We start from the raw sequence: 23,037 nt of genomic DNA on the forward strand, positions 1-23,037 counted from the left end.
CGTTGCCAGTGACGCTGGCGATCTCCTCGCGACGGAGTCCGGCCTGAACGCCGAGCCGAAACGCGATCTCCTGCTCTGGGGACTTCGCCTCGTCGATGAACGCTGCGACCTCGTCGTTCTCGTCGCTCTGGCTGAGCCAGACCCGCTTCCCGTCTCGTTTGGGATAGTCGTCAAGTCGCATAGTAGGCTTTGCGAGGTGACACACCGGATCATCCTACAGCTAAAGCCGCAGTATATTTCTCGGAATTGATAATATGATTTAATAAAGCTAAACAGTCGAGAATATTTTATGAGGAGTCCGTAGGGGTTGGGAGGTGGATCTGGATGGTTGTCCCTGATTCAGATCCGGACACTTCGATGTCCGCCCCTACCGTGACGACGATCCAATACGCGAGATAGAGACCGAGTCCTTGGCCATGGACTAATGGTTGCTCTTTTCCTTTAACCAGAACTTCTTCTTCTTCTTTCGGGATTCCAGGCCCCTCGTCCGCGATGGTCAGCACAACTGAGTCATTACGCTTGATTACAGTTATCTTGACGACCGGGTCCGAGCCGGTGTGCTCCGCAACGTTTTCGAGCAACTCCCACATGGCCGTCCCGATCCGTGGTAAAGTTTCGGCGACCGCAGTGTCTGGTAGCTCGGTTGTCACTCTCACTTCCGGGTGCCGCTGTTCGAGTCTTTCGATCGTATCGCTGACGGTCGGAATAATATCGACTGCTTGAAGTTCCGGCGAGACCTCCCGGTTCTCTTCGATCTGTCGCGCTGACTCAGCAATGTCCAACAGGCGTTCACCAGCCTGAACGATCGTCTCAGCGCTCGATTTAGCACCTCCGTCAAGCTCGTTTGCGAGCAGTTCGGCACGGCCATTAATCACCGTCAGTTCGTTCCGAACATTATGTCGTAACACGCGATTTAATACGCTGATCAGGCCCTCGCGCTTTCGTCGCTGGCTCGCGTCTTGAACCATCACTTGGACTTCTGTGACGTCGTCGGCCGTCCGCTTGTCGCGGCTCACAGAAGGGTCGTAAATTGGAACGAGCCGCATGTCGATGTAAGTGGTGCGACCCGACTGTGTCACGATAGGGTGGTCGCGTATCTGAGCCGTCTGGCCATTTGTGACCTCGTCGAGACGCTCCACTGCTGTTGTGAGGCTCTCGTCATCTGCGGCAAGTACTGATATGTGCTCGCCAGTCAACTCCTCAGGCTCGTATCCCACGAATGATTCGGCCGACTCGGACACGTAATTGAATCGCATCTCGATGTCGATTCGGAACACGAACGAGAAGCTCGCAGCCAGAATGGCCCGGTAGAGCTCGTTGCGTTGGTCGAGTTCGCGTTCTCGCTTTAGCAGTTGCTGACGCTGCCGCTCGCGTTCTGAAATGTCATTGAGAGTCAAAACATCTGTCTCTGGTCCCCCGACACCCATTGATTGTGACGACACGAGGTAGTGGCTCGGCTGAGTGCCGTTATTCTGCGTGACGACGTTTTTTGTCCCGTTCTGGGCCGCACGGAGTTCCGGAAACACATCTTCGAGGCTCTCGCCGACTGATCCACCAAGATCCGGAAACGAGTCTACCATCGCGGCTGAGTAGTCTTTGATCCGACCATCGTCGTCGACGATCACGGTCAAGTTGCCGGCTTGGGAGGCCGCGCCGACTGCTAGGAGCCGATCGCCGAACAGGAACACTGCTCCGACCGCGAACCCTGCTACCCCAACCGGCGCGTAAATGAACTCAATCAACGTCGGTGTCGTAATAGCGATGAGATCAAAGATAACAGGTAAGCCGAGGAGGCCGGTCATGCCAGCCAGCAGCCGTGAGTCATACTCCGACTTCACATATACTTCGAATACCATGAACAGGCCGACGGCTGCGAGCACATACGAGAACCCAGTTGCTATCCAGTGGACTATACCGTGGTTGATCGCCAAATAGCGAAAAGGCGTGGTAGCTTCACTGATTGTAAAATAGAGGCCGTGTAACGGATTGGTAACCTTCACGGTTCCTACGGTGAGAAACACGCCGGTACTGAGGAGACGTATACTTGAGTTCTGATGTAGTTGCCGGCCGCTATAAGCGGATGCGAAGTACAACCACGCCCAAACGGTCCCGAATCCGAACACGAGTCCAATAATATACGTGGGCTCCTTGAGTGGATCCGGCACAAGAAAGTATCCCGTTTTGAATATTCCCCAGATTCCCGTCGCTACGAGCATTCCGACCAAGCCACGACGGATGTCGGCGTCGGAGATCATCCTCGCACGCGGAATAGCCGCAAAACAGATGATGCCACTAATAAAAAATAGACTAATATATGCGATACCCGCTGGTGTCGTCAACACTCCAGCCATCACGCGGTGAATACCCTACGCTTGTGACTTTCTGATATTGGGACACCCATCAATATATGTTTGTTTGATGGTGTATATATAATAAGCTACGGCCGAATTATCTTATCTGATATCGGACTGATATCTAGTAAATTATTGAAATGTCTTCTCGGAGCCCTTCTGGGAAGCACAGTATCTCGAGTTCGGATCCCGAACTGGTCTCATCAGTCTACGGCGAGTCCGACCCCAGATTCGAGGCTGTCGAGCAGCATCACCTTCGGACACCTCTCCTCACAGTAGTAAAGAGACGCTCCGAGAAGAGATTAGCGACGACGCCGCTGACGAACTGAACGAAGTCCTCACACACGCTGAAGAGATTTCCAACAGCAACGAATACCAAGTATCGTCGAGATCATGCCCATCCTCGCAGCCCGTAACAAGGTCCTCCTCCACGACATCTCAAATGGGGAGAGGATACGGATATCGCTTCGAAAGCGACCTTCTAACGGGCCAAATCAGCACTCGAAGATGCTGGCCGCATCGAGACTGAAAAAGTCCCAATAAATATCGGTTGCCCCCGACTTCGCCTTATCGCAACCGAAAGCTCGCGACAGCAGACCTGAAAACACTCTCCACCGGGATCCAGTCTCTGCTGTAGCATCCGCCTCACGATAGCCCGACTATGGAGACGAAAATACGGTGCTCCTCCGACTCAAGCGTGAGATGAAGCAGTCAAAATCACTGCCTAGAGGGTTTGAAACGTATTCTATGACACGCAGTCACCAAATCAGTAGTACTTCAAAACTCGAATGCGAAAATTGCGATATGTACGATCTCACTGGCTTTCAGCGCGATCTGCTGTACGTCGTTGCCGGACGTGATGGCCCCCACGGACTTGCGATCAAAGACGAGCTCGAGGACTACTACGAAAAGGAAATCCATCATGGGCGGCTCTATCCCAACCTCGACACGCTCGTTGAGAAGGGACTCATCGAAAAAAGCCAGCGGGACCGACGGACCAACGAGTACAGCACTACTCGCCGGGGCACGAGAGAGATCGAAGCTCGGACTGAATGGGAAGCCGGATATATTGACCACAACGGGTAATCGAACCGCTGCGTTCGAGGACTGTTTGACTCTAGTATTTCGCGTTCCTCAAAAGCCGAACCACACCTCGAACTCGACCAAAACATCCGACAGAGGAGTAACAACTATTTGTCAATAAGAAGAAAATTTGATTATGATTGAGATCTAATTATGAACTATGAGTAAGTCAGAACAACCAAATGACTCTGAAAAAGAGATTGTCGCCGTCACTAAGCACGGCCAGGCGACCATCCCAAAACGGTTCCGCGAAAAGCTCGGGATCGAAGCGCCTGGGAAGGTGTTGTTCCGGGAAACCGAAGATGGAGAGGTGATCGTTGAACAGGTCCGCTCACCGAGCGAGATGCGCGGCTTTGCCGCCCGTAGCGAAGCGAGTACAGACAAGCCTGCGTCCGAGATTCTCGAAGAGAAACGCGACCAGGACCGGAATGAACGTGACTCGCAGTTCTCAACTGAAGAATAATGTCGGCTCCTGACCGCGTTGTCTTCGGCGCTGAGCCGCTGATAGCACACGCCGACGATGAACTAGGCAGCGAGGTTGTAGAAGAGTATCTCGACGCGGTCGCAGTCGAGGACACCGTCGGCTACGCCAGCTACGTGAATTTCGCTGAGATCCGGTACACAATCGCCCGAAAGTACGACCGCGACACAGCCGACGAGTATCTCGACTGGCTGACTAATCTCGGTATCAAAACGGTAGATGTCGCCGATACTTGGACGGACGCCTCGGAGTATACGCTCAAGTATAATCCTACGCTTGGCGACTCGTTCGCGCTGGCAACGGCTGAACATGTTGACGCGACGCTCTTCGTTGGCGGTGACGACGATTATGATGACGTCTCCGATATCCCGATCGAACGGTTCCGCGACGGTTCCGCGTAGGCCCGTTCGAAGATCTGGCTTGTCTGTGACCTATAACTGTACCACGGGAAGCCTCGGGGCTTGACCCTGAGGCGGTTCAGCGGTCCAACGATAGCGCCAAAAGATAATAACTCGTGTATACAGTTTGTATACACATGAGTACGTCAATCCGCGTCTCTGACGACACGAAGGAGATGCTAGAGAGCCTGAAACGGGATGACGAGACGTTCGACTAGCTGCTCGAACGCCTCGCTCAGACCGAGAATCCGATCAACATCGGCGCGTGGAGCCCGGAAGCCGCCGACCGCGCACGTGACGCCGTCAAGCGCTCGCGAGAGAGTTTTGAGCGGTGATCTTCCTCGATACCTCCGTCGTCATCGACATGCTCGAAGGCGTCCCGGACACCGTCAATTCGTCGAGGACCGCGGACAGCCCTACCTCACGTCCGCGCTCTGCGTCTTCGAGGTGCTCAACGGGAAAATCAGTGCTGGGACCACCGATGTCGTCGCGATCCGGCAGGATTTCGGTGGCGTTCAGTCGCTCGAACTCAACGACCAGATCGCCCTCGAAGCCACGCGGATACAAGACCAGTTGATGGATGACGGTGAGCGCATGGCTGCCCGCGATCTCCTCATCGCCGCGACAGCGCGCTCCACCGGTGCCGAACTCATCGTCGCCGATTTTGACTTCGAGACGAGACTTCTCACCGACTTGATGGACGTGACGAACCTCCGGACCCACGACTGACTGACGGCTCTTCTCCGGGCCCCTCGAGGTCGATATTTCACACGCCTTTCGCACCGGCAACAAGCAGCGCCGCAGTGGCCGGACCACCGCTCCCGAATGCGAATGCCGCAGTGAGCATCGTCGCGAGCAGGCCGCACGCCACGAGGACAGAGGCGGCGTGCTGCGGCGTCGCCGCGTTTGGGTCATGCTCCATCGCGCACTTCTCGCGCCGCGCGCGTCCCTACAGGTCGCTTCCGCCCTGTGTAGCGAAGGAAGCGGCGGCACCTGCCAGTGTCACCGCTCCTAGCGGTGGCATGTCACCGTCGAGATACAGCAGGTGCGCGAAAAGGTTACATTCGCAGATGTCGTCGAGCACATCCTTCTCGGGGGTGTCTAGGGCTCATGAGTTGGCACAAACAGGTGGTCATCGAAGACCCCTTACACATAGTGGGAATCGCTCAGTACAGATGACTCACGAATCGTTCAGTACAGAAGAGCTAGAGAACAGGTCTGGTGCTACAGAGTTTTTTTCATACAGGTAGCCGTTGAAGGGCAGATATCGTCGAATTCTGTAGTTTGCTGAATAGCCCTTGGAGCTGTACTTCGATCTATTTCCACGTATCCCAAGTCGACAAAGAAACTAGAAGCGTTTGTTGTCAACAGGTACAGCGTATCAACGCTGGCAGACTGCGCTTCCGTTTCCACAACCGCACAGAGTGCTGCTCCATATCCCTGGCCTCGCACAGCTTCTTCGACGACAACCGACCGTAGAAGACCGTCAGTCCCATACAATTCGATACCTACGACGCCTATCCGTTCGTCGCCGTCGTAGCCGATGTAGAAGCAGTCTGGCTTCGACCGTACGTCCTGAGACGGCAAGCCATTCGCTTCAAGTCTAGTTTCGACATAAGAGAGAGTGGCTTCGTCCGCTCGTTGGAGCCTGAGGGGTGCCCCAGTCATAATTCAGGAAGGTATCCGAAGCATTTGACATCCTCCGCGTAAACGCGGAGGAATCCTGAGCGTTGGAGATTTCAGGTTTACAGTTCCACCGAACTCCGACACGGTGAGAATCCGTGTGGGGTTCACGGACTGTGACGGGTGGGACTGCTGGGAGTGCCAAGCCCCCGGTACTCCTATCCTCTATCGTGTTCGGACTCCCGGAGTTGTTTTTGCCTCGGGGAGTCCGGCAGACTTCGCTGGACTTGGAGTTACTTTCTGTGGTGCGTACAGCAGTCGGGCACTGTATCGGTTCATTATAAGAACCGACCGCTCACCCAACTGGTTCCGATTACTGTCTCATTGCTTGGGGCGGACAGGCCGCCATCGTAGGACTAACGGGAGTCGCTCTGTTCCCAGTCTGATTCCTATCTATACGTGGGATTGCCTGTCACTTTAAGATGCGGATTGCCAAATCTCAGTGTGGCTATTGTAGTGTAGATTGACTCCGAGTTGTCGGATTCATCCTGCGGCTGAAGCCGCAGGTATTCTCCTTGATCTATATAATATCTTCACTCATCGTCGGGTCGTTCAATGTTGCTCAGTTTCGACCGGTAATAGTGGTTGTATCGAATTGGGTTTGCTGGGGCGAGGCGACACCGGAGTCGCGTCTTATTTCACCAAACGTGCTGGCCACAGACCTTAGCTAGCAGGTTCTGTTTGGAAATGAAAATAAGCATGAACGTGTGAAAACAAACCAACTAGCAAATGGGTGAACGCAGCTGGACATCGGTTGTTGATACCACGTTCAGAGAACTGGGAGAGTCTAGCGACTTTTTCTTTGGGCTCATACTGAATTTTGGACTCATTGTTGGAGTGGTCGTGTTTCAGTGGAACCTCGTTGAGATCGCACTGGTGTATCTCATCGAGGTAGCGATTATCCAGCTCTTCTTTTTTCCTATTGCGTTGTTTACTCCGAAACCAGTAGACGGTCGGGACGGAGACATGTGGGACACCGACCCGACCCCACGTCAGCTGATTGGCTTGTTCCCACCAGTATACTGGCGAAATATCAAATTTGTCTGGTCCAAAGTTGTCTTCAATGCCGTGATTGTCGGCGTTATAATCCGCTCTGTTGCCTCCAGATACAGTCTTGGTTCGGACCTACCCGTGTCAGTCGGCCTCGCGATTGCTGGCATCGTGCTGTTTCAGCTGAGCCGTGTTTGGCGGCACTTTGTTGCTGAGCAATCATACAAACAGAAATCACCGACAGACCCGCTGGCGTTTGTGTACGCCCCACTCACTGAATTGTACTTGATATTTGTATACGTACTCGCCCCCGTGACGTTGGTTTTAGCCGGTATCGCATTCACAATCGATAGCGACCTCAGCTCATTGCCTACATTACTGGTATATCTGATCCCAATGGGATTTATTCGGGCGTGGATAGGAAGCTTGGATCCTCAGACAGACGATTTTGAGGTGAGTTTTAATTGAAGAGTGCGGCCTTGTGGAACTCTTCAGCAATTGACATCCTCCCCGCGCTGAAGGGCGAGGATTCCCACGGCACCGCACCGCTGGGTTGGGATATTGTGGTTTACGACGTGACCTGTTCTTGAGGTACAAACGCACCAGTTTCTTTGTCAAACAAGAACGTCGATGGCTGTGCCAACCAGCCGTTACTCCTATCACCGCCATCCGTGGCGGGACTTGGAGATACTTTCTGCCGAATGTTCTCAGCACCGTTCACGTCCGCGTTCGCCACAGTCCCGCACTCATCGCAGACATACAGTCCGCGTTCAACACGGGTTGCGTCACGCTTCCGACCACGGCACGAACACGACTTCGAGGTATCCCGCTCAGACACTTGTTCAATCGTAATACCTTCCATTTCGGCTTTGTATTCGAGAAGGTCTGTGAAACGGTCGAACGCCCACGAGTGTAGATCAAGATTCCCGTGTATGCCCCAGTCCTTTGACTCGGCGTTCTCCTCATCCTCACGGATGCCAGAGAGATCTCCCACCACGATAGTTCCAACTTCCTCGTCAACACACCGCTGGACGATACGTTTCGAGAGTGTGTGGAAGTAGTGGGTACGGCGAGCCGACTTCTTCTGGTTCAGCCCGGTGGCCTGATCGGAATTCGAGTCGTCACACAGAGCGATTCGCTTGCTGAAGTAGCAGTCGTCCTGTTTCAAGCAGTTCAGCGGGTACAGCTCGCTGTGACCGTCTTCATACGCGAGCGCGGCAAAGTTGTTAATACCGAGATCAACACCCACCGTCTTCTCACCGGGGGCTTCATCCACGTCAACCTCGACCTTACAGACGAAGTGTAGTTCCCATTCGTCGCCCGTCCACACAATCTTGGTTTGTTGGACGTTCTCCACGGCGGAGAGGTCAACGTCGGGGCGAGTTTGGTACGTACACAGGACAAAATCCGACCAGTACTCTTTCAGGTTCGATCCTTTTGAGAGTCGGACGCGGTTGTACTGGGTATCGAGTTTGAAGCCTTTCTGCTTGAACGTGACTGTGGAGCGCGGGTGTTCGTCGCCGTGTTTACGGTAGCTGGGCGGGTTCGCTCTCGTGTCTCCGTTACGTCGTTTGCCGTACCAGTCGTTGAACGCCTCAGCGAGTTCTTGAAGGACTCGCTGACTTGACTGCGAATACAGGTCATCATAGCGTTCGTGGGTTTTGAGGTACGTGGTGAGTTCGTTGTGGTTGGGAATGTGACCGATTTCATCCCAGATCCGACTACACGTCCACCGTCCGACGTTCCAGAGTTTCGAGGCGGCGAACCCGAGCGAATCAAGGTCGTCTTACACCCGAGACTGGTTCCGTATGGAAGCAGTATAGGTGCGGGTAACGACCTGTTTCGCTATACGTAACCTATGTAGACTAACTTGCTTGAAGCTATGTATTTGCTCAGCGTGGAATATCCAGCCGTGCCATCGAACGGTGGACTGTGAAGGGTAGTGTCGGATTCATCCCCGCGCTAAAACGCGAGGCTTTCTCCTCAATTCTCCGTAACCGTACCACTGCGATTACCGTCGATACAATCTACGATGTCACCATCTCTTTTTGACTCTCTCGCAGTTGGGTGAACGCTTCTGCTAGGGTCGCAAGGATGAGTAGCGAAAACGGGAGTCCGACAACACCAGACAGCAGGATTCCTATTCCTTCCCCGGCAATGGCACCGACCACTAACGATGTCATGGCTGTTAACACACCTGAGATGAGCCCAATCCCAGCGACAACTACTAATAATAATCCGAACAGCCGCAGCCAATGACCGCGTGTTAGCTGCCAGCTATTCCGAAACCCGGCGATGAAGTTCTTGTCCTCTACCGCGACGTACACGAGCGTAAAGATGAACGCGACGTATGCGATGATTCCAGGAATAACAAAGAGCACTGACCCGACGAGCATGAGAACCGCGTATATGAGCCCCCCAACGAGCGAGTTCAGGAGGACCGGCACAATGTTTCGCGTGTAGTACTCTGACGGAATTTCCTGTGTATGACCGCCGACAAACGTTCGAATCGTGACAATCGTGAGCCATTGAAGCCCCAGCAACAGGAGCATAGCTGCGCTCACGGAAACAGCAAGCGGGGCGTCGATTGCCGGGAGAGCTACGTTCCCTGTCGGCGTACCTGACTGCTCAAGCCCCGTGACGACAGCACTATAAAACGGAATCTGCCACGCAGCCCCGATCAGCAAATATGCGACCAGCAACAGCAAGCCGTTACGATTCGCGACACGGCTGATTCCTCCCGCAAGCGATGAACCAATATTGAGTGTCACGCTAGATCCATCTCGTGTTGATGTGATACATTGTACTGACGCGTTTCACTATCTGAAACTCGGCGTTTCACGGAGGCGTGTTGGAACTTATCAGGTGCGAGACTTAGAGCCAGAATATGAAGTAGTAATTTAGCAACCAAGCGGAAGGACATCACCCTAACGGAGCGGTTCGAGGTTAAGAAGCGACGGATTTGTAGACTGGTCTTCCGATCAGGAATAGGCCTAAGATGCCGAATATAAGTGGTAGAGGGCTACTCTGTTTCTTAAGATACGATTTCGAGGGCGAGCCTTGTACGACATAGGCCGTGGTTGTCTCCCCGACATTGTACCGGTCAATTCTGTCTCCCGCGGCAGTCCTTGTGTCGGACGCTTTTGTTCCTATTCCCGGTCTGATGTTGTCGGAAGTGTATTCGGTTCCGTTGTACGTGTAGCTGTAAGTGACGTGGGGGGTGTACCTGTCCCCCCTTTTTGAGGAATCCATGGTGACTTCTTTGCTCTCTACCGTGGCTTCAATCTGTACCCCGGACGAGAGACTTTGTTGCTGAGAGTATCCCATGTATCCAGCAACTCCGAGCAGCACAATCCCCAGTATTATACTTATCAGAGACAGCTTCGACATATTGGCGATTGTTTAGACTATTGAATAGTAATTTCGACGTATTTCTCACTACGCAACACATACAGCTCTCATTAACCGCTGTTTCAGGCGAAAATATATCTGAAGAATGGGATTTCAACAGATCCTTTCTCCGTAATTTTACTACTGTGATGGCGTTATAGTGTACACTATGGAATCGGTGAGATGCCGACCCGAACCACAAGGGGCGGTGAACTGCGGAGGTTCACCCGGCAATGACACGGATTCCGATGGGGCGTTGTTGACCGCGCCACAGCCGTATAAAGAAGAGAAAACGAGAGTTTCGCCCGTATGTTTGGGGGGTTCCCCATGAGGCGGGTTGAAACCAAAGGGCACTGACAGCCCGAATCCGGTGGACGGATTCCACGTCCTTCAGGGCGTGGAAGAGGTCAATAGCTAAGCAGCCACCCACCGGTTTGCGAGTACGTGCTTCTGAGCCTGAGACACGAGTAGCCGATTTATTATCGATGTATGCCATGGGCCCGTATGAGCAGTCCTGACTGGGCGGGACAAAGACTGTCGAGACGCAATCTGCTTGGTGCGTGTATCGCTGCCGGAACTGCCACTCTCGCAGGATGTACGTCCGGATCTCTCGAGGCTGAAACTACGGTTACCAGAGAGTATGACGGAACCGACATCTCAGAAATTAATGTCCAAGGCGTAAACGGTGACATTGCGATTCGTGATACACAGCGTGAGACGATCCAGCTCAACGGCACAAAGCGGGCAGCAAGCGAAGATGATCTAGAACGCATCACGCTACAAGCCGACCAATCCGACGATCGCCTGTCGCTCACCGTTGACACGGAGGATAGTGGCTTCCTTCCCTTCGGTTCGTCCCCGCTACAGATGGATCTGACACTGACCGTTCCTGAAGGATTACACCTTACTGCTGAGGGGATGAACGGTGATGTCGATATAGAAACTAGCGGGGCCGAGAGCGTCACTGCCGATACAACAAACGGTGATATCACACTTTTAGCATCTGAACTTGTTGAAGTCCAGACCGACACCACAAACGGTGATATCTCAATTACCCTGCCAGCAACCGCGGAGCCAGCAATATCGCTTGACACAACCAATGGCGACACCACAATCAACGGGTTCCAAGCAGATTTAACTGAGTCCGGGTCAGCGGTCGACCGGATGGTTGGAAACGGTACGCACCGTGTTACAGCAACTACTACGAACGGTGATATTACTATCCGCGGTAGGGAGAGAAACGAATGATCAGGTGGTTCCAATCAAAGGACCTTGCGGTTCAATTGATAATCCTCGCAGTAGTTTTTGACCCGCTAGGATTTGCTAGCGGGTATTTGATTGCTCCCTCCTTGGAGATCGCTCCGCTCTATGGTGGAATAGCCGGCCTAATTGCCGGGAGTTCGGTGCTTTCTCTTCATGTGCTTTACACATCTATGAATAAATAAGTAAGATATCATTTGTGTCGAGTCAGTCAGTCGAGAACCCGGAGAGATCAGCCACGACAAACACGTAAACATCGACGCAATATCACGGGAACATATCTACCACGAGCAAATGATTCGCGATATGCGCGGTGTGCCCTCCACGGTACCGAACCGATCAGCTACAGATCTTGTGATCATCGGTACAAATCTGCTCCCTTTGGCTGGCATAGTCTATGGCGATTGGAATGTTTGGACTCTTTTGCTACTCTACTGGATTGAAGCATTTAGCACGGTCCTCTTCGGCGTGCTAAAGTCGTTGTTCGCAAAGCAAGGATCCCCCGATGTTGTCGGAGAACGAGAACCCCTTCATGAACTACGGCACAAACGAGGTGGCTGGCGCCCTCCCTCAACGCTTCCACCAATATATCCCCGCAATGTGCCCTTCGCATTGTCAATCCTCGGTATCTGGGCTTCTACCATACTGCCTATTACGATACTCTCCTGGGTGCTGGTTGAGACATCGATAGCGCTTTCTTGGGAGGTCGCTGTAAGTGTTGGTGCCCTCATAGTCGCACACGGCATCGAGTTTCACCGTGAGTATCTGGGAGCCAAGACATACAAGAATGTGTCCGCCCGTGAAATTCTACAACAACCGTCCCAGCTCACGCTTGGGGTGATGTTTTTGGGGATAATCGGCCTGTCAATGGGCCAATCAGCCGGAGTAACTGTACTTGGAGGATTTGTGATTGTTAAGACAATTCTCGCTGTATCGTGGGAATCTACTGGTCCAATAGCAAGCGCATTTCAAGAGCTCTTTGACCGACTCAGTGCTGACCGTGAGTTTAGTCGGTCACAACCAGAGCTAAGCCTCCCGGATGAGCCGGTTGAGGCGCGAGTGACAGTCAGCCCGCAATCTGTCCTACTTGGAAGCAGTACCACGATACTACTCACGGTGGTTAATCGCGGTGTCGCGCTGCTGCTGGCTGGTGTTGTCGCCGCAATAGTTACAGCGCGTTTTTTATGGGTCGGCATTGGCCTCACCGTGCTACTGGGAATTTTTATTATCCGCGCCGGGAGCTACTACTTCCGGTACGGCACTATTGAGTACCAACGGCGTGGTGAGATGCTTGTCGCGTACGACACCGTACTTGATGCGCCACAGTGGCTGGTTCCGATTCACTCGCGAGCACGATTTGAAATCAAGAACGCCATTCCTGACCGCCTATTTGGTACCGGAACACTACAGATTTCAAACGTTGAGACAGCCCCGACAAACACAGTTCAGTTTGGTCCTGTCGCTGATCTTGACCACGCGACCGAGACACTTGATCTGCCGATCAGACACGAGGAACGCCCTGAGCAGGATCCCGCAGTCGTGGGTGCCGCACTCGTGTTGGCACTAGTTTTCCTTAGTGTTCCACTACTGCTGCTTGGCTCCCCTCAGGTGAGTGGCGCAGAAATGGCAGCTGTCATGGTGTTGATCGCACCGTTTTTTATGATTTTACTCAGCGTCCTCATATATGCGATGCTCGCTCGAATCTAAATGATCTGCGAGGGCAAGCTCATCGACCCACCGGGGTCGAAGAGAGGCCAAACACTCGACCCATGTTTTATATACTCAAGATACCGTTCAATCACTTCTCCCGACACCGCTCCCGTCGTTCCTGCGTAGCATCCGGTTGTAACCCCACAGAGCGGGAAATTGTATCAGCTGTTGAGAGTTTCAACAGAGCCGAAGGTGTCATAGAACGTTTCACACAGAATTATGTTTCACTCCAGCATTCGATGAACTGTCTGGTAAGTAGGGTTGTGGGGGTGTCATAGAACTCTTCTCACACCTCGTTGACTGACCTGTGGATCACTCAGTACAGAGGATTCATACACCAGAGTCGACCGACGCCTCCTTCATTTCTGTTAGGAACGCTTTGCGAGATACAGAGCGTGAGTTCAGCAATCAAACCGATTCCGCCTTACCGGGGAGCAGTAAATATAACCGTTAGATAACTGGTGGAGTTGTCCAAACAATTCGGTGGCGTCTGCGATGGATCAATTGCCCTGGATTGTATCGATAACCACTGTTGCCACCACAATCGGATCTATCGGAACCGAACTACTATCGCTGAGCTTGATCTCGTATTGGTCACGTATTGCGAAATCGCTCTCAATAGTACCAATAGAATTGCCGGCTGCATCAGCTATCTCGAAGTTGTGCCCGATAAATTGTCCCACTGGCAGGAACTTTCGAGCTATAGTAATAAGTCCACCACCCGAGGTGACTTTGGCGACGAGGGAGCCGTCCTGAGCATCGTGGATCCGCCAGGTGTCTTGGAAGAAAGAAAAGTCATTATCCAGAACGACGAGATCATCTCCAGTCTGGCTATCTGTTAGCAGGTAGTCACCAGCGATATCCAGCGTACCACCAGGCGCTATAGTCAGCAACTCATTATCGTCGTCATCAACGAAGGAAGTTTCCCCCTCGTACGTATTATAAGTACAGCGGAATATTGTCTGGCCAGTGATATTTCTGGCTTCATACTCAGGTCGAAAGTTCTTGTCTTGTCCTGTCTGTTCGACTGTATATTTGGTGCTAGATAGGCCAAGGCCAGTAATCTCGTATTGTTGTGGTGTTTCCATCTTCTGAATGTTGTCTCGACAACATATAAATCCGGGATATCCTACCCGAGGTGATGTGAGTCAACTCAACTCATTTCGCTCGTTTCCGGCGTTCTCTGTGGAAACAGTCCGCAAGACTCGCGCTCTGTACCTCGCACGAGTCTTCAAACATTATCTCAAACTATCAAGAATCTCAGCGGTCAATTCGCAAGCGCGTTTTATCGGCTGATTCGGCTGTGAATTCACGAATCTCCATTTGGTAGGAGTCGGGAGGGCCCTGACCGGCAGCCTGCTGTTGTTCATATCGGGGCAGTCAGTTCCTGCTCTGACGGCGCTCACTCTTGCAGCAATCACTGGATTTTCTTTTACCGGATGGCCGAAAATCAAGGAGGAGGTTCCGGAGTAGCACGGTTCGTCAATTCACTGTATTTACCAGCGCAATAGAGTCAAGCAAGGTTTGAGAAGAGTTGTATGACAGCCTCACAGAGCCGGCTAAGTCAAAAGTGTATGATAAGTAGACGAGTTCTAACTAGATTGTATTTATCGCTGCTGTTGCGGGCTGTGTAACACGGCCCCCAGCTATTTGCCAGAAAGAGAACGACTTCTGATATGGAACGAAAAGCGCTCGCAGCGCTCGGCTTACTGGCGCTAGTGGCGCTCGCAGGCTGCTCAGCAACAGGATCGTTGTCGATGGAGGCCGCGAACGACGCGGAGATAGCAGAAGCCGCCAGCCGGCCGGCCGTCGTGGACAGTCCGGCCCCCGACGACCGACGGGTGGTTCGAGAGGCGATCGAGAATGGCTCGGGGACAGCCACGGCTACTGATCCGCCGGTCCAACGGGGATTACCGCTCGCATACGAGGGCAGCTACTACGAGATCGACTGGAACGTCACCGGCACCGGGCCCGGGACCGCATTCGCTGTCGGCGTCGATCTCAACGGGACGGCACCAGCCGACCAGACCGTCGGATTCGAGGAACTCTCAGAGCGTGACCGCCGACTGTTGGGTAATCTACTCACGGCTATGAGCGAGCGTGAGCCCCGGCTCAGTCCCGGCCCCGAAATCGCCATCCCAGAGGAGTACACAATGTCAGAAACCAACGAGAGCGTGTTGTTGTCCGGCGAGTACAGCGCCGTTCGGTACAATGGCACCGTCTACCCCTTCGTGCTGGAGGAACGCAGAGAAGAAACCCTGACTCGGTACCGTTACACCGTCGGTAGGGTCGCCGAAAGCACTAACGCGTACGCGCAGCAGCTTCGCGATGAGCATCTATTCAGACTGTCAGGGCTCTCGGAAGGCGAGCGGTCAGTAATGAACGAGGCGATCAACGGTGTCTATTACGCCGAGGGCACCGACGACGAGTCGTTCCAGTCGATAATGGACCAGTTCTCGGCGGAGTCGGCGATTGAGGCCGACAGCTACGATGGCACCTGGCTGGTGCGCTACGATGGGAAGGTGTACACCGCGGACCTTTCGTACGGCGGTTTCGACCAAGACGAGCGACCCATTGCCGGGTAGTACCGGCTCTGCCTACCCAGATAGCCTACTACCCTGACGGCCTCGGGGTGTCGAGGCCACAACGGACATGTCTCCCGACCGCCATGGACCTCGCCGGTCTCAGCGTTGTCCATGTGAAACGGTCGCAATCGGGGGTCGGTCACCATGAGCCAGAGACGCCCGGGAACGATGCCCAGTACGAGACATTCGCCCGCAGCAATCACGGAATCTCAGACGAGCAGGACCTCATCACGACGGTGTTCAGCTATATCGACGAACTCGACGGCGACGTGCTCGTGGGCTACAACGGGATCGACTTCAACATGGATTTTCTTGCCAAGCGATGCGCCCACTTCGATCTGGCGCCGTCACCACCAGCCCTCCAGACATCGGGCCAGCATATCAACCTCTTCACTGATCGAAAGGCAGCGTGTGGCGCAGGCGAAAAGTGGCCCTCGCTTGAAGACTGTCTCGACAGTTACGGGTACCCGGTCCCGAAGACGACCTGAAACGGCGTCCCGCTCGATAATTCCCGCTTCGGCGACGAGTTTGGGCCAGCATTTCTAGACGTCGTCGCAACTGGTGATGAGCGAGTGATCACTGGGTATCGTGAGGTCCTCGACCACTACCTGAAAACCGATCTTGAGGCCAACATTGCGCTCTACTACGCTGACCAAGGGCTCTCTTTTGACCCAGTTATGCTCGGTGTGCTCGGAGAATTTACTACAGAACTGCCTTGAGAACCCTTTCGGGGGACGGTCTTTCCACAGTCGATCTGCGAAGAGACGAAACCGCTGGCATCAAGCTCGTGAACGCACTCAATGCTGGTGGGTACCCACCGATAAGTTTGGCAGGGCGAGTCTCCCACTCATCCACGCGGTACCACAGAACTCGCGGATCATCTGAAGACCGCCTCTCTTCACCGACTACCCCTGAGTCGGCTATCCCTCGACGGTCCTCGAACATTACACACCGAGCAGCCCGCATTGAAGCTACGAAAACAGTCTGTGGGTTACGTGCTACCGTCTGAGGTGACACCCAAACGTGAGGCCTGTTTCACCCACGTTCCATTACCCACTCCCGTTCAACATCTCCACTCGACTCATCACTACTGTCAGGGTCGCTCTCGGTGTCAGCCAAGGCAGCAGTGCTACGATTGAACCCTCCAGACGGGTTAGTAATGTCCACCATCAACCGTGGGTACCAGCGGGAAGTCTCGGCTTGTAGCTGAACGTGTAATCGATCCGCTTCTGAGATGAGATCCTCCCGCCATTCGCGGCGCCTCTGAAAGTTAGATTCGAACTCATTGAGGACTCCTTGGACTGGGTTTCCCGCCTCCAGTTGCCGATGGAGGTGTTCAGCCCAAGAGTCATTCAGTCGGTCCCAGAAGTCGATGTTGAAATCCCGTTCCGCACCCGTTGCCTCGATCTGTGATCGGATCTCCTCACGGAGTTGTGCCGGTGAATCCCTAGAGAACAGGGCAGGCCCGCACAAGTGGATCCATTCGACATCCTGGATGTAATGTCCATCGAGATTATCCGCACGACACGCGTTTTTGAATTGTGCTTGCCTGCCGTTTGTCCGCGTGAGTCGCTCCGGCAGCAGCATGCCCGTGTCAACGTCTGATTCTCGAATCGCTTCGCGTAATTCTCCTTCAAGTTCTGCGTCGAATTTCTGGAATTCACGGAGATCGCGCTCAAACGCAGCGATATCGGCTCGTAGTTCCTCACTCACCTGTGCCCGCTGCCACGGCTGAACAGTCTCCCACTCCACCTCGATAGATGCCCCCCGCCCGATTAATTTACAGCCGGATGCGATTTGGTAGAGATCGTCTCTAACATCGGAGAGGGCGGTGTTCACTTCCGTCGCTCGGCGGTCGTACATGGTGTACACGACAGTGAACATGACTGAGAGCGCAGTGAGCGAAACTGTGACCGCTGTCGCGGGATCAATCCCGATCTGACTGGGTACCCGCCCATCCCGAAGCGACTGCCAGTCGACCGACTCCAAAATCAGCACCTCAATACCTTCTCGGAGAGAGGTACTCGTTTCGGCGTGGTCGGGAAGGGAACCATCCATGAGTGATCAGAGTGTCTGTAATCGCTGGGCGACGAGGACGGCGAAGACACCGAGCAAAACCAAGCCGATCGTCGACTCGATCGTCACGAGCATCGTCCCGATCCGGGTCGCCTCGACTACGCTCGTCGTTACGCCGGGGCTAAACGCTTGGAGGCTGAACACCAGCGCCCCGATGAGGTCTGTCTCTCCCGGTACCACACCGATCCCAATCGTAGTATATACAACCGCAAAATAGGCGACCACCACAATGCTCGTTGTTAGTACCCGTGCCGGCCGTTGTCCGTGTCCCGTCACCACTCCGTTCAGTAGGAGTCCGAAATAGCGTCCGTACTGACCGTCGAGCTGTGCTTGTCTGCGTTGGAGTGTGTAGTACTCCGACCGACGCCGAAACGCGGCGTCAGTTAGATCCTCATCCTCAAGCAACCCCACAAGCGTTCGGTACAAGCCGAGCATTTCTGGAACCTCGAGACCCCTCTGTTCAAGCTCGGTCAGCGAGGGGAACCGAGTACTCCGGTTGATCGACGCGTCCTGTAATCGAACGCCACTGAGATCACTCTCCTGTAGTGTTGCTCCATCGAGGACCGCACCTGAGAGATCGGCATTCTTGAGGCTACTCCCTGTAAGATCACTATCGGTAAGGTCGGTACCGGACAGGTCAGCCCCACGAAAGCTAGCGTCATTAAAAGTACACTCTCGACAGCGAGCACCCGAAAGTCGCGTAGCATCAAATTCGACACTCACAGCGGATGTCCCATTTAGTGTGGCATCGCGGAGATCACACATTGCGAACGAGCCAGTATCAAGTGCTGTCCGTCGGATAACCGCCCCTCGAACGCGGCACCCTTCAACTCGAATATCACCGACATCGGTCGTGATGAGTATCGCGTCGGAAAGATCAGTGTCAGTGGCTCTGATAGCCCCGCATATTGTCTCCGTCAGATCAATCCCCGTAGCAACGGTATCATCGAGTGTGAGGCTATCGACAGTCGCTCGGGTAAACACCACATCGTCGAGGTTGCTATTACGAAACTCAACCCCTGCGTCCGCGACCGTCTGATTCAGTACTGCGTCCTCGAACGACGAATCGATGGCAGTAAACCCATCAAGTCGCGCCTCACTCAGCTCCGCCTGTTGGAACGTCGATGCGACGACGGACGCATCAGTGAAATCACACCCGTCGAGTTCTGTCCGAGCAAGGTCACACTCGCGGATCGTCGCTCCGGCGAAGGTCGAGTCGCTGAGATCAACACCGGCACTAAACTCCACCCCTCGGAGTGTCGCGTTGGCGAGCTCGGCACCACGCAACTTTGTGTCGGGTGGAACCGTATCCGGAAATCCATCTGTCGGCCGCTCACTCTCTGGACAGTGCCAGACGCACAATCCTGTATCCGACATCGACGGCTGGGTACAGCGGTACTGACTCTCATTGTCCTCAGCCGCACTGAGTGTAAACGAACACTGGCCCCACCCTCCACTCATTCGCTCTGTCTATCTACCGGGTCTCATATATGTGTACCGCTGAATTATGGAAGATTCAAGGCTAAAACCCCGCCCTTCAGGGCGGGGATACAGCCGACAATTCCTCCACTAACCACGTTCGATGGCACTGCTGGATATTCCACACTCAGTCGTTACTTTAACACGTAATCTTCTATAACTAGTTATGAACACAGTCTGATGCTGGAGACCACTCGTACCTATCGGGCGAAAATCGTCAACCACTCTCAGGTGAGTGGCGACCTTGACCAGTGTGGGTTCTCTGCATCAAAACTGTGGAACGTCGCCCGATACTACACACAAGGTCGGTGGGATGAAGACGGGGAAATACCTGACGACGGCGAACTCAAATCCGAACTCAAGGAACACGAACGATACAGTGACCTACATTCTCAGTCAAGTCAGCGAGTTCTCGAAGAGCTTGCTGAGTCGTTCACCAGTTGGTACAAAGCACGCCAACGCGGAGATGAGGACGCCAACCCACCCGGCTATCGCAAACACGGCGACGAACACCCGCGCTCCACCGTGACGTGGAAGCAGAAGGGCATCAAGCACGATTCCAAACACAACAAACTCCGACTGAGCAAGGGCTTCAACCTGAAGAACCACCGCTCAGACTTCATCCTGTGTGAGTACGAGACGCGACCGGACGTGACCGTGGAGAACATCCAGCAAGTGCGAGCCGTGTGGAACGGCGACAACTGGGAACTTCACCTCGTCTGTAAGGTCGAGATACCTGTTGAGGACGCACCCGGCGAGAAGACGGCGGGTATCGACCTTGGCATCAAGAACTACCTCGCTATCGCCTACGACGACGGTGAGGCAGAGTTGTATCCGGGAAATGTGCTGAAACAAGACAAGCACTACTTCACCCGCGACGAGTACGACACAGAGGGCGAGAATGGCCCGTCGCGCCGTGCCCTTCGTGCCCGTCAGAAACTTCACGCCGGAAAGACCACTTCCTTCACTCACTCGCCAAGCACGTCGTAGAGCGGTGTATCGACCACGAGGTCGGACACATCGCCATCGGTGACTTGAGCAAGATTCGTGAGGACGAGAACGGTGAGTCTCGGAACTGGGGTCGAAGTGGAAACAAGAAGCTCCACGGTTGGGAGTTCGACCACTTCACCACGTTGCTCGAATACAAGGCTGAGGAACACGGTATCCTCGTTGACCGAAAGAGCGAGCGCGACACGTCGAAGACGTGTTCGTGTTGTGGTCGGAAGTGTGACTCAAACCGTGTGGAGCGTGGTTTGTACGTCTGTGAGTCGTGCGGTACAACGATGAATGCGGACGTGAATGGCGCGGTGAATATTCGCAGAAAGATAACTCAGAATCCCCCCACACGGGATATGAGTAACGGTTGTTTGGCACGGCCAGTAGCCTACCTGTTCAACCAAACCTCTGGGTCGTTCCACCCGAGGGAACAGGTGGGTTGCGAATCTTAATATCCCAACGCTCGGGAATCCTCGCCCTTCAGGGCGGGGAGGATGTCAACCGGCTTCGAGATGTACGACCGCTGCCGCGATCCCGGTGAGGGGTTAGGGATCCCGGCGTCCGAATCAGCGGACGCGTTCAATAATGAAGCCGTTCGACGGGCAGTGATCCCAGCAGCAAACGGTATCAGCACTGCGCGAGATATGGCCCGATTTTACGCGTGTATAGCTAATGGCGGCGAAATCGATGGCACGCGCCTGCTCGATGCGGAGACAGTTTCCGAAGCGACCAAGACTCACGCTGAAACAGACGCAGACGGCACACTCTCCCGGCCAGCCCGGTATGGGCTCGGATTTTGGACCGGCGGACTGGCGAATGACATGTTCGGATCCTTCAGCCGCGAGCGGATGTTCGGCCATGCCGGGCTCGGGAGTATCTTCGGCTGGGGGGATCCGGAACTCAACGTTGGCTTCGCATACGTCACCAACGGCATCCGCGAGGAATCATGGGAGCACGCCGCTCGCATCAGTGGAATGTCCGATGCTGTCCGATTAGCGCTCTATGAGTGAGGTCTCGCAGGATTTGACTTTCATTGATAGGGTACTTTCGGCCTATCTGAGCCTATTGAATCCCTGGCTTGTTGATGTGTTTTAGCGGTCCTGCTGAATACAGGGCGCTTATCGGTCACGACACTGATTTCTCATTCGAAGACTGACGGAATAATATGCCAAATGACCAGTATCAGTACGAGTCAATTGGGGTAATTCGGACACCCTTTGGATCGTCGGAAGGGATGCCAATTCAACCAGCTGGAGCAGATACCGTAGAGGGAACTGTCGAGGTAAAGGGGTCATACGTTAATGCGTTGAAAGACTTGAACGGGTTCTCTCACTGTATTTTGCTGTCTTCCTCCGCGTGTGGAACGACTACGCGAAGCGGGGGAAGTACCGCGAGACGCCGATCCCGAAGGAACTCGCCAGTTCCGTTCGGACGCTCTCATACGAACGCGACCCCGACGAGCCGATCGTCGACGTCGAACCGAACTCGATTTATCGCTGGGTGAAGCGCGCCGGCGAGCGCCGGTACGCCGGGACCAGCGATGAGGGGTGGACATACCTCGATGTCCACGACCTCCGGCGTACTTGGGGCGGTCATTTGCTGTGGGACTGCGGTATTCTTCCTGCCGTCGTGATGAGTTTCGGCGGGTGGGAAGACTGGGAGACGTTCAGAAACCACTATCTCGGAGGGATGAGCCCGATAGCTGCGGAACGCGAGCGCGAGAAGATCTCGTTCGTCTCGGGGAACGTCGAATCCGACCCGGGTGCGGATCCGGTTTTTGAGCCGACAGTTCAGTCGCGTTCTTTGTACTGATTTATACGCCTAATGATAGGCCAATTTGTAGATGGCTCTTGTCCAATCTGGCGAAATAACGATTCGATATGTGATATGGGCTGCTACTGACTGCTGAATATAGAGGTTATAGTCAGCATCAGAGCATTGTTATTTCAAATTAGCAGAATCAGGACAGAAATTGACTTTGTTGATACCGAGAAATTAATTCATAGTTAGCCAGTAGTTTTTTTATAATAATAACACATTACAGACCATGCCGTTCAGTTTACACCGAGAGATTCAGCTTCTCCACGTTGATGACGACCCCTCCATCACGGACCTGACAGGGACGTTTCTCGAACGCGAGGACGACCGCTTCGCTGTCCAGACAGCGACCAGTGCCGACGAGGGGTTGGAGAATATTAATGACCGCCCGCCTGACTGCGTCGTCTCGGATTACAATATGCCCGGCACGGACGGCATCGAATTCCTACAGGCTGTCCGAGAGGAGTATCCCGACCTCCCGTTTATCCTCTTCACCGGCAAGGGCAGCGAGGCAGTCGCCAGTGACGCCATTGCTGCCGGTGTCACCGACTATCTCCAGAAGGGGAGCGGCACCGAACGGTACGAACTCTTGGCCAACCGGATCCGCAACGCCGTTCGGACCCGCCGCGAAGCCGAGCGGGCCGACAGACAAGAACAGTTGATGCGATTGACGGAATTCAACGGTGATACAGGTGGTTTCGAACTGGACACAGAGAGCAATACTGTCGTGCTGACGG

The 23,037-nt window shown here is 54.0% G+C and carries 19 protein-coding genes and 4 pseudogenes; 15 read left to right on the plus strand and 8 right to left on the minus strand.

Annotated features, from left to right (window positions below; genetic code table 11):
• Positions 1-287: 287 nt before the first annotated feature.
• Complete coding sequence (locus tag EXE47_RS16130; RefSeq protein ID WP_137703851.1) at positions 288-2,351, minus strand: ATP-binding protein; 2,064 nt, start codon at positions 2,349-2,351, stop codon at positions 288-290.
• 518 nt (positions 2,352-2,869) lie between these two features.
• Here EXE47_RS16130 and EXE47_RS19400 point away from each other — a divergent pair.
• From EXE47_RS19400 to EXE47_RS16160, 6 genes and pseudogenes are all read left to right on the plus strand, one after another.
• Positions 2,870-2,953, plus strand: coding sequence for a hypothetical protein (locus EXE47_RS19400; RefSeq protein WP_303645068.1), 84 nt, complete (start codon positions 2,870-2,872; stop codon positions 2,951-2,953).
• Between the two features lie 202 nt (positions 2,954-3,155).
• Positions 3,156-3,437 (plus strand): helix-turn-helix transcriptional regulator, encoded by a 282-nt coding sequence (locus EXE47_RS16140; protein WP_137703852.1) that lies wholly within the window; start codon positions 3,156-3,158, stop codon positions 3,435-3,437.
• A 157-nt stretch (positions 3,438-3,594) separates the two neighbouring features.
• The gene (locus EXE47_RS16145) at positions 3,595-3,897 is read left to right on the plus strand and encodes an AbrB/MazE/SpoVT family DNA-binding domain-containing protein (protein ID WP_099289277.1); all 303 of its coding nucleotides are present in this window, start codon (positions 3,595-3,597) and stop codon (positions 3,895-3,897) included.
• A complete protein-coding gene (locus tag EXE47_RS16150) occupies positions 3,897-4,316 on the plus strand; it encodes a PIN domain-containing protein (RefSeq protein ID WP_137692264.1) in 420 nt (139 codons plus the stop codon). The genes EXE47_RS16145 and EXE47_RS16150 overlap by 1 nt, the downstream gene beginning before the upstream one ends.
• Positions 4,317-4,450: 134 nt before the next feature.
• A pseudogene (locus EXE47_RS19315) lies at positions 4,451-4,648 on the plus strand (antitoxin VapB family protein).
• Positions 4,608-5,042, plus strand: a complete 435-nt coding sequence (locus tag EXE47_RS16160; RefSeq protein WP_241988273.1) for a PIN domain-containing protein — start codon at positions 4,608-4,610, stop codon at positions 5,040-5,042. Before EXE47_RS19315 ends, EXE47_RS16160 begins: the two are co-directional and overlap by 41 nt.
• Positions 5,043-5,537: 495 nt before the next feature.
• Here EXE47_RS16160 and arsN2 read toward each other — a convergent pair whose 3' ends face one another.
• The gene (arsN2, locus tag EXE47_RS16165) at positions 5,538-5,981 is read right to left on the minus strand and encodes an arsenic resistance N-acetyltransferase ArsN2 (protein WP_080508672.1); all 444 of its coding nucleotides are present in this window, start codon (positions 5,979-5,981) and stop codon (positions 5,538-5,540) included.
• Positions 5,982-6,725: 744 nt separating this feature from the next.
• Between arsN2 and EXE47_RS16170 the strand changes: the two genes are divergently transcribed.
• Positions 6,726-7,454 carry a DUF6498-containing protein gene (locus EXE47_RS16170; protein ID WP_241988274.1) on the plus strand — a complete coding sequence of 243 codons (729 nt, stop codon included), beginning with the start codon at positions 6,726-6,728 and terminating at the stop codon, positions 7,452-7,454.
• Between the two features lie 100 nt (positions 7,455-7,554).
• Here EXE47_RS16170 and EXE47_RS16175 read toward each other — a convergent pair.
• The 3 genes and pseudogenes from EXE47_RS16175 to EXE47_RS16185 all read right to left on the minus strand — a co-directional run bounded on the left by EXE47_RS16175 (position 7,555) and on the right by EXE47_RS16185 (position 10,376).
• Positions 7,555-8,835, minus strand: a pseudogene (locus EXE47_RS16175) (RNA-guided endonuclease InsQ/TnpB family protein).
• A 178-nt stretch (positions 8,836-9,013) separates the two neighbouring features.
• The gene (locus EXE47_RS16180) at positions 9,014-9,757 is read right to left on the minus strand and encodes a hypothetical protein (protein WP_241988275.1); all 744 of its coding nucleotides are present in this window, start codon (positions 9,755-9,757) and stop codon (positions 9,014-9,016) included.
• Positions 9,758-9,932: 175 nt separating this feature from the next.
• Positions 9,933-10,376 (minus strand): DUF3592 domain-containing protein, encoded by a 444-nt coding sequence (locus EXE47_RS16185; RefSeq protein ID WP_080508728.1) that lies wholly within the window; start codon positions 10,374-10,376, stop codon positions 9,933-9,935.
• A gap of 504 nt (positions 10,377-10,880) precedes the next feature.
• Between EXE47_RS16185 and EXE47_RS16190 the strand changes: the two genes are divergently transcribed.
• The gene (locus EXE47_RS16190; protein ID WP_094552384.1) at positions 10,881-11,624 is read left to right on the plus strand and encodes a DUF4097 family beta strand repeat-containing protein; all 744 of its coding nucleotides are present in this window, start codon (positions 10,881-10,883) and stop codon (positions 11,622-11,624) included.
• 306 nt (positions 11,625-11,930) lie between these two features.
• Positions 11,931-13,343 (plus strand): DUF6498-containing protein, encoded by a 1,413-nt coding sequence (locus EXE47_RS19085; RefSeq protein ID WP_241997595.1) that lies wholly within the window; start codon positions 11,931-11,933, stop codon positions 13,341-13,343.
• A 503-nt stretch (positions 13,344-13,846) separates the two neighbouring features.
• On the opposite strand, the gene EXE47_RS16205 is transcribed toward EXE47_RS19085, so the two are convergent.
• The gene (locus EXE47_RS16205; protein WP_137703853.1) at positions 13,847-14,434 is read right to left on the minus strand and encodes a hypothetical protein; all 588 of its coding nucleotides are present in this window, start codon (positions 14,432-14,434) and stop codon (positions 13,847-13,849) included.
• 588 nt (positions 14,435-15,022) lie between these two features.
• On the opposite strand from EXE47_RS16205, the gene EXE47_RS16210 reads away from it, so the two are divergent.
• Together EXE47_RS16210 and EXE47_RS16215 are read left to right on the plus strand one after the other, a co-directional pair.
• Entirely contained in the window at positions 15,023-15,931 is a 909-nt protein-coding gene (locus EXE47_RS16210) for a hypothetical protein (RefSeq protein ID WP_241988277.1), read from the plus strand.
• An 83-nt stretch (positions 15,932-16,014) separates the two neighbouring features.
• Positions 16,015-16,419 carry a 3'-5' exonuclease gene (locus EXE47_RS16215; RefSeq protein ID WP_137703854.1) on the plus strand — a complete coding sequence of 135 codons (405 nt, stop codon included), beginning with the start codon at positions 16,015-16,017 and terminating at the stop codon, positions 16,417-16,419.
• Positions 16,420-16,966: 547 nt separating this feature from the next.
• Here the strand turns inward: EXE47_RS16215 and EXE47_RS16220 are convergent.
• Together EXE47_RS16220 and EXE47_RS16225 are read right to left on the minus strand one after the other, a co-directional pair.
• Positions 16,967-17,794 (minus strand): hypothetical protein, encoded by an 828-nt coding sequence (locus tag EXE47_RS16220; protein ID WP_137691729.1) that lies wholly within the window; start codon positions 17,792-17,794, stop codon positions 16,967-16,969.
• Positions 17,795-17,995: 201 nt separating this feature from the next.
• Positions 17,996-19,468: a pentapeptide repeat-containing protein gene (locus EXE47_RS16225; RefSeq protein WP_080508708.1), complete on the minus strand. Its 1,473-nt coding sequence runs from the start codon at positions 19,466-19,468 to the stop codon at positions 17,996-17,998.
• Between the two features lie 198 nt (positions 19,469-19,666).
• Here EXE47_RS16225 and EXE47_RS16230 point away from each other — a divergent pair.
• From EXE47_RS16230 to EXE47_RS16245, 4 genes and pseudogenes are all read left to right on the plus strand, one after another.
• Positions 19,667-20,934, plus strand: a pseudogene (locus EXE47_RS16230) (RNA-guided endonuclease InsQ/TnpB family protein).
• Between the two features lie 51 nt (positions 20,935-20,985).
• Positions 20,986-21,492: pseudogene (locus EXE47_RS16235) on the plus strand (serine hydrolase domain-containing protein); the annotation flags it as partial.
• 346 nt (positions 21,493-21,838) lie between these two features.
• Entirely contained in the window at positions 21,839-22,294 is a 456-nt protein-coding gene (locus EXE47_RS16240; protein ID WP_049933286.1) for a tyrosine-type recombinase/integrase, read from the plus strand.
• Positions 22,295-22,529: 235 nt separating this feature from the next.
• Positions 22,530-23,037 (plus strand): response regulator (locus tag EXE47_RS16245; protein WP_137708515.1); only part of this gene is annotated, 508 nt, incomplete at its 3' end.

It is taken from the genome of Halorubrum sp. GN12_10-3_MGM, assembly GCF_005435235.1.
Classification (GTDB): domain Archaea; phylum Halobacteriota; class Halobacteria; order Halobacteriales; family Haloferacaceae; genus Halorubrum; species Halorubrum ezzemoulense.

Coding starts and splice junctions, on each gene's coding strand:
- EXE47_RS16145 (WP_099289277.1), top strand. CDS start 3,595: ATGAGTAAGTCAGAACAACCAAATGACTCTGAAAAAGAGATTGTCGCC.
- EXE47_RS16185 (WP_080508728.1), bottom strand. CDS start 10,376: ATGTCGAAGCTGTCTCTGATAAGTATAATACTGGGGATTGTGCTGCTC.
- EXE47_RS16220 (WP_137691729.1), bottom strand. CDS start 17,794: ATGTACGACCGCCGAGCGACGGAAGTGAACACCGCCCTCTCCGATGTT.
- EXE47_RS16140 (WP_137703852.1), top strand. CDS start 3,156: ATGTACGATCTCACTGGCTTTCAGCGCGATCTGCTGTACGTCGTTGCC.
- EXE47_RS16150 (WP_137692264.1), top strand. CDS start 3,897: ATGTCGGCTCCTGACCGCGTTGTCTTCGGCGCTGAGCCGCTGATAGCA.
- EXE47_RS16170 (WP_241988274.1), top strand. CDS start 6,726: ATGGGTGAACGCAGCTGGACATCGGTTGTTGATACCACGTTCAGAGAA.
- arsN2 (WP_080508672.1), bottom strand. CDS start 5,981: ATGACTGGGGCACCCCTCAGGCTCCAACGAGCGGACGAAGCCACTCTC.
- EXE47_RS16205 (WP_137703853.1), bottom strand. CDS start 14,434: ATGGAAACACCACAACAATACGAGATTACTGGCCTTGGCCTATCTAGC.
- EXE47_RS16225 (WP_080508708.1), bottom strand. CDS start 19,468: ATGAGTGGAGGGTGGGGCCAGTGTTCGTTTACACTCAGTGCGGCTGAG.
- EXE47_RS19085 (WP_241997595.1), top strand. CDS start 11,931: ATGATTCGCGATATGCGCGGTGTGCCCTCCACGGTACCGAACCGATCA.
- EXE47_RS16130 (WP_137703851.1), bottom strand. CDS start 2,351: ATGGCTGGAGTGTTGACGACACCAGCGGGTATCGCATATATTAGTCTA.
- EXE47_RS16210 (WP_241988277.1), top strand. CDS start 15,023: ATGGAACGAAAAGCGCTCGCAGCGCTCGGCTTACTGGCGCTAGTGGCG.
- EXE47_RS16190 (WP_094552384.1), top strand. CDS start 10,881: ATGAGCAGTCCTGACTGGGCGGGACAAAGACTGTCGAGACGCAATCTG.
- EXE47_RS16215 (WP_137703854.1), top strand. CDS start 16,015: ATGGACCTCGCCGGTCTCAGCGTTGTCCATGTGAAACGGTCGCAATCG.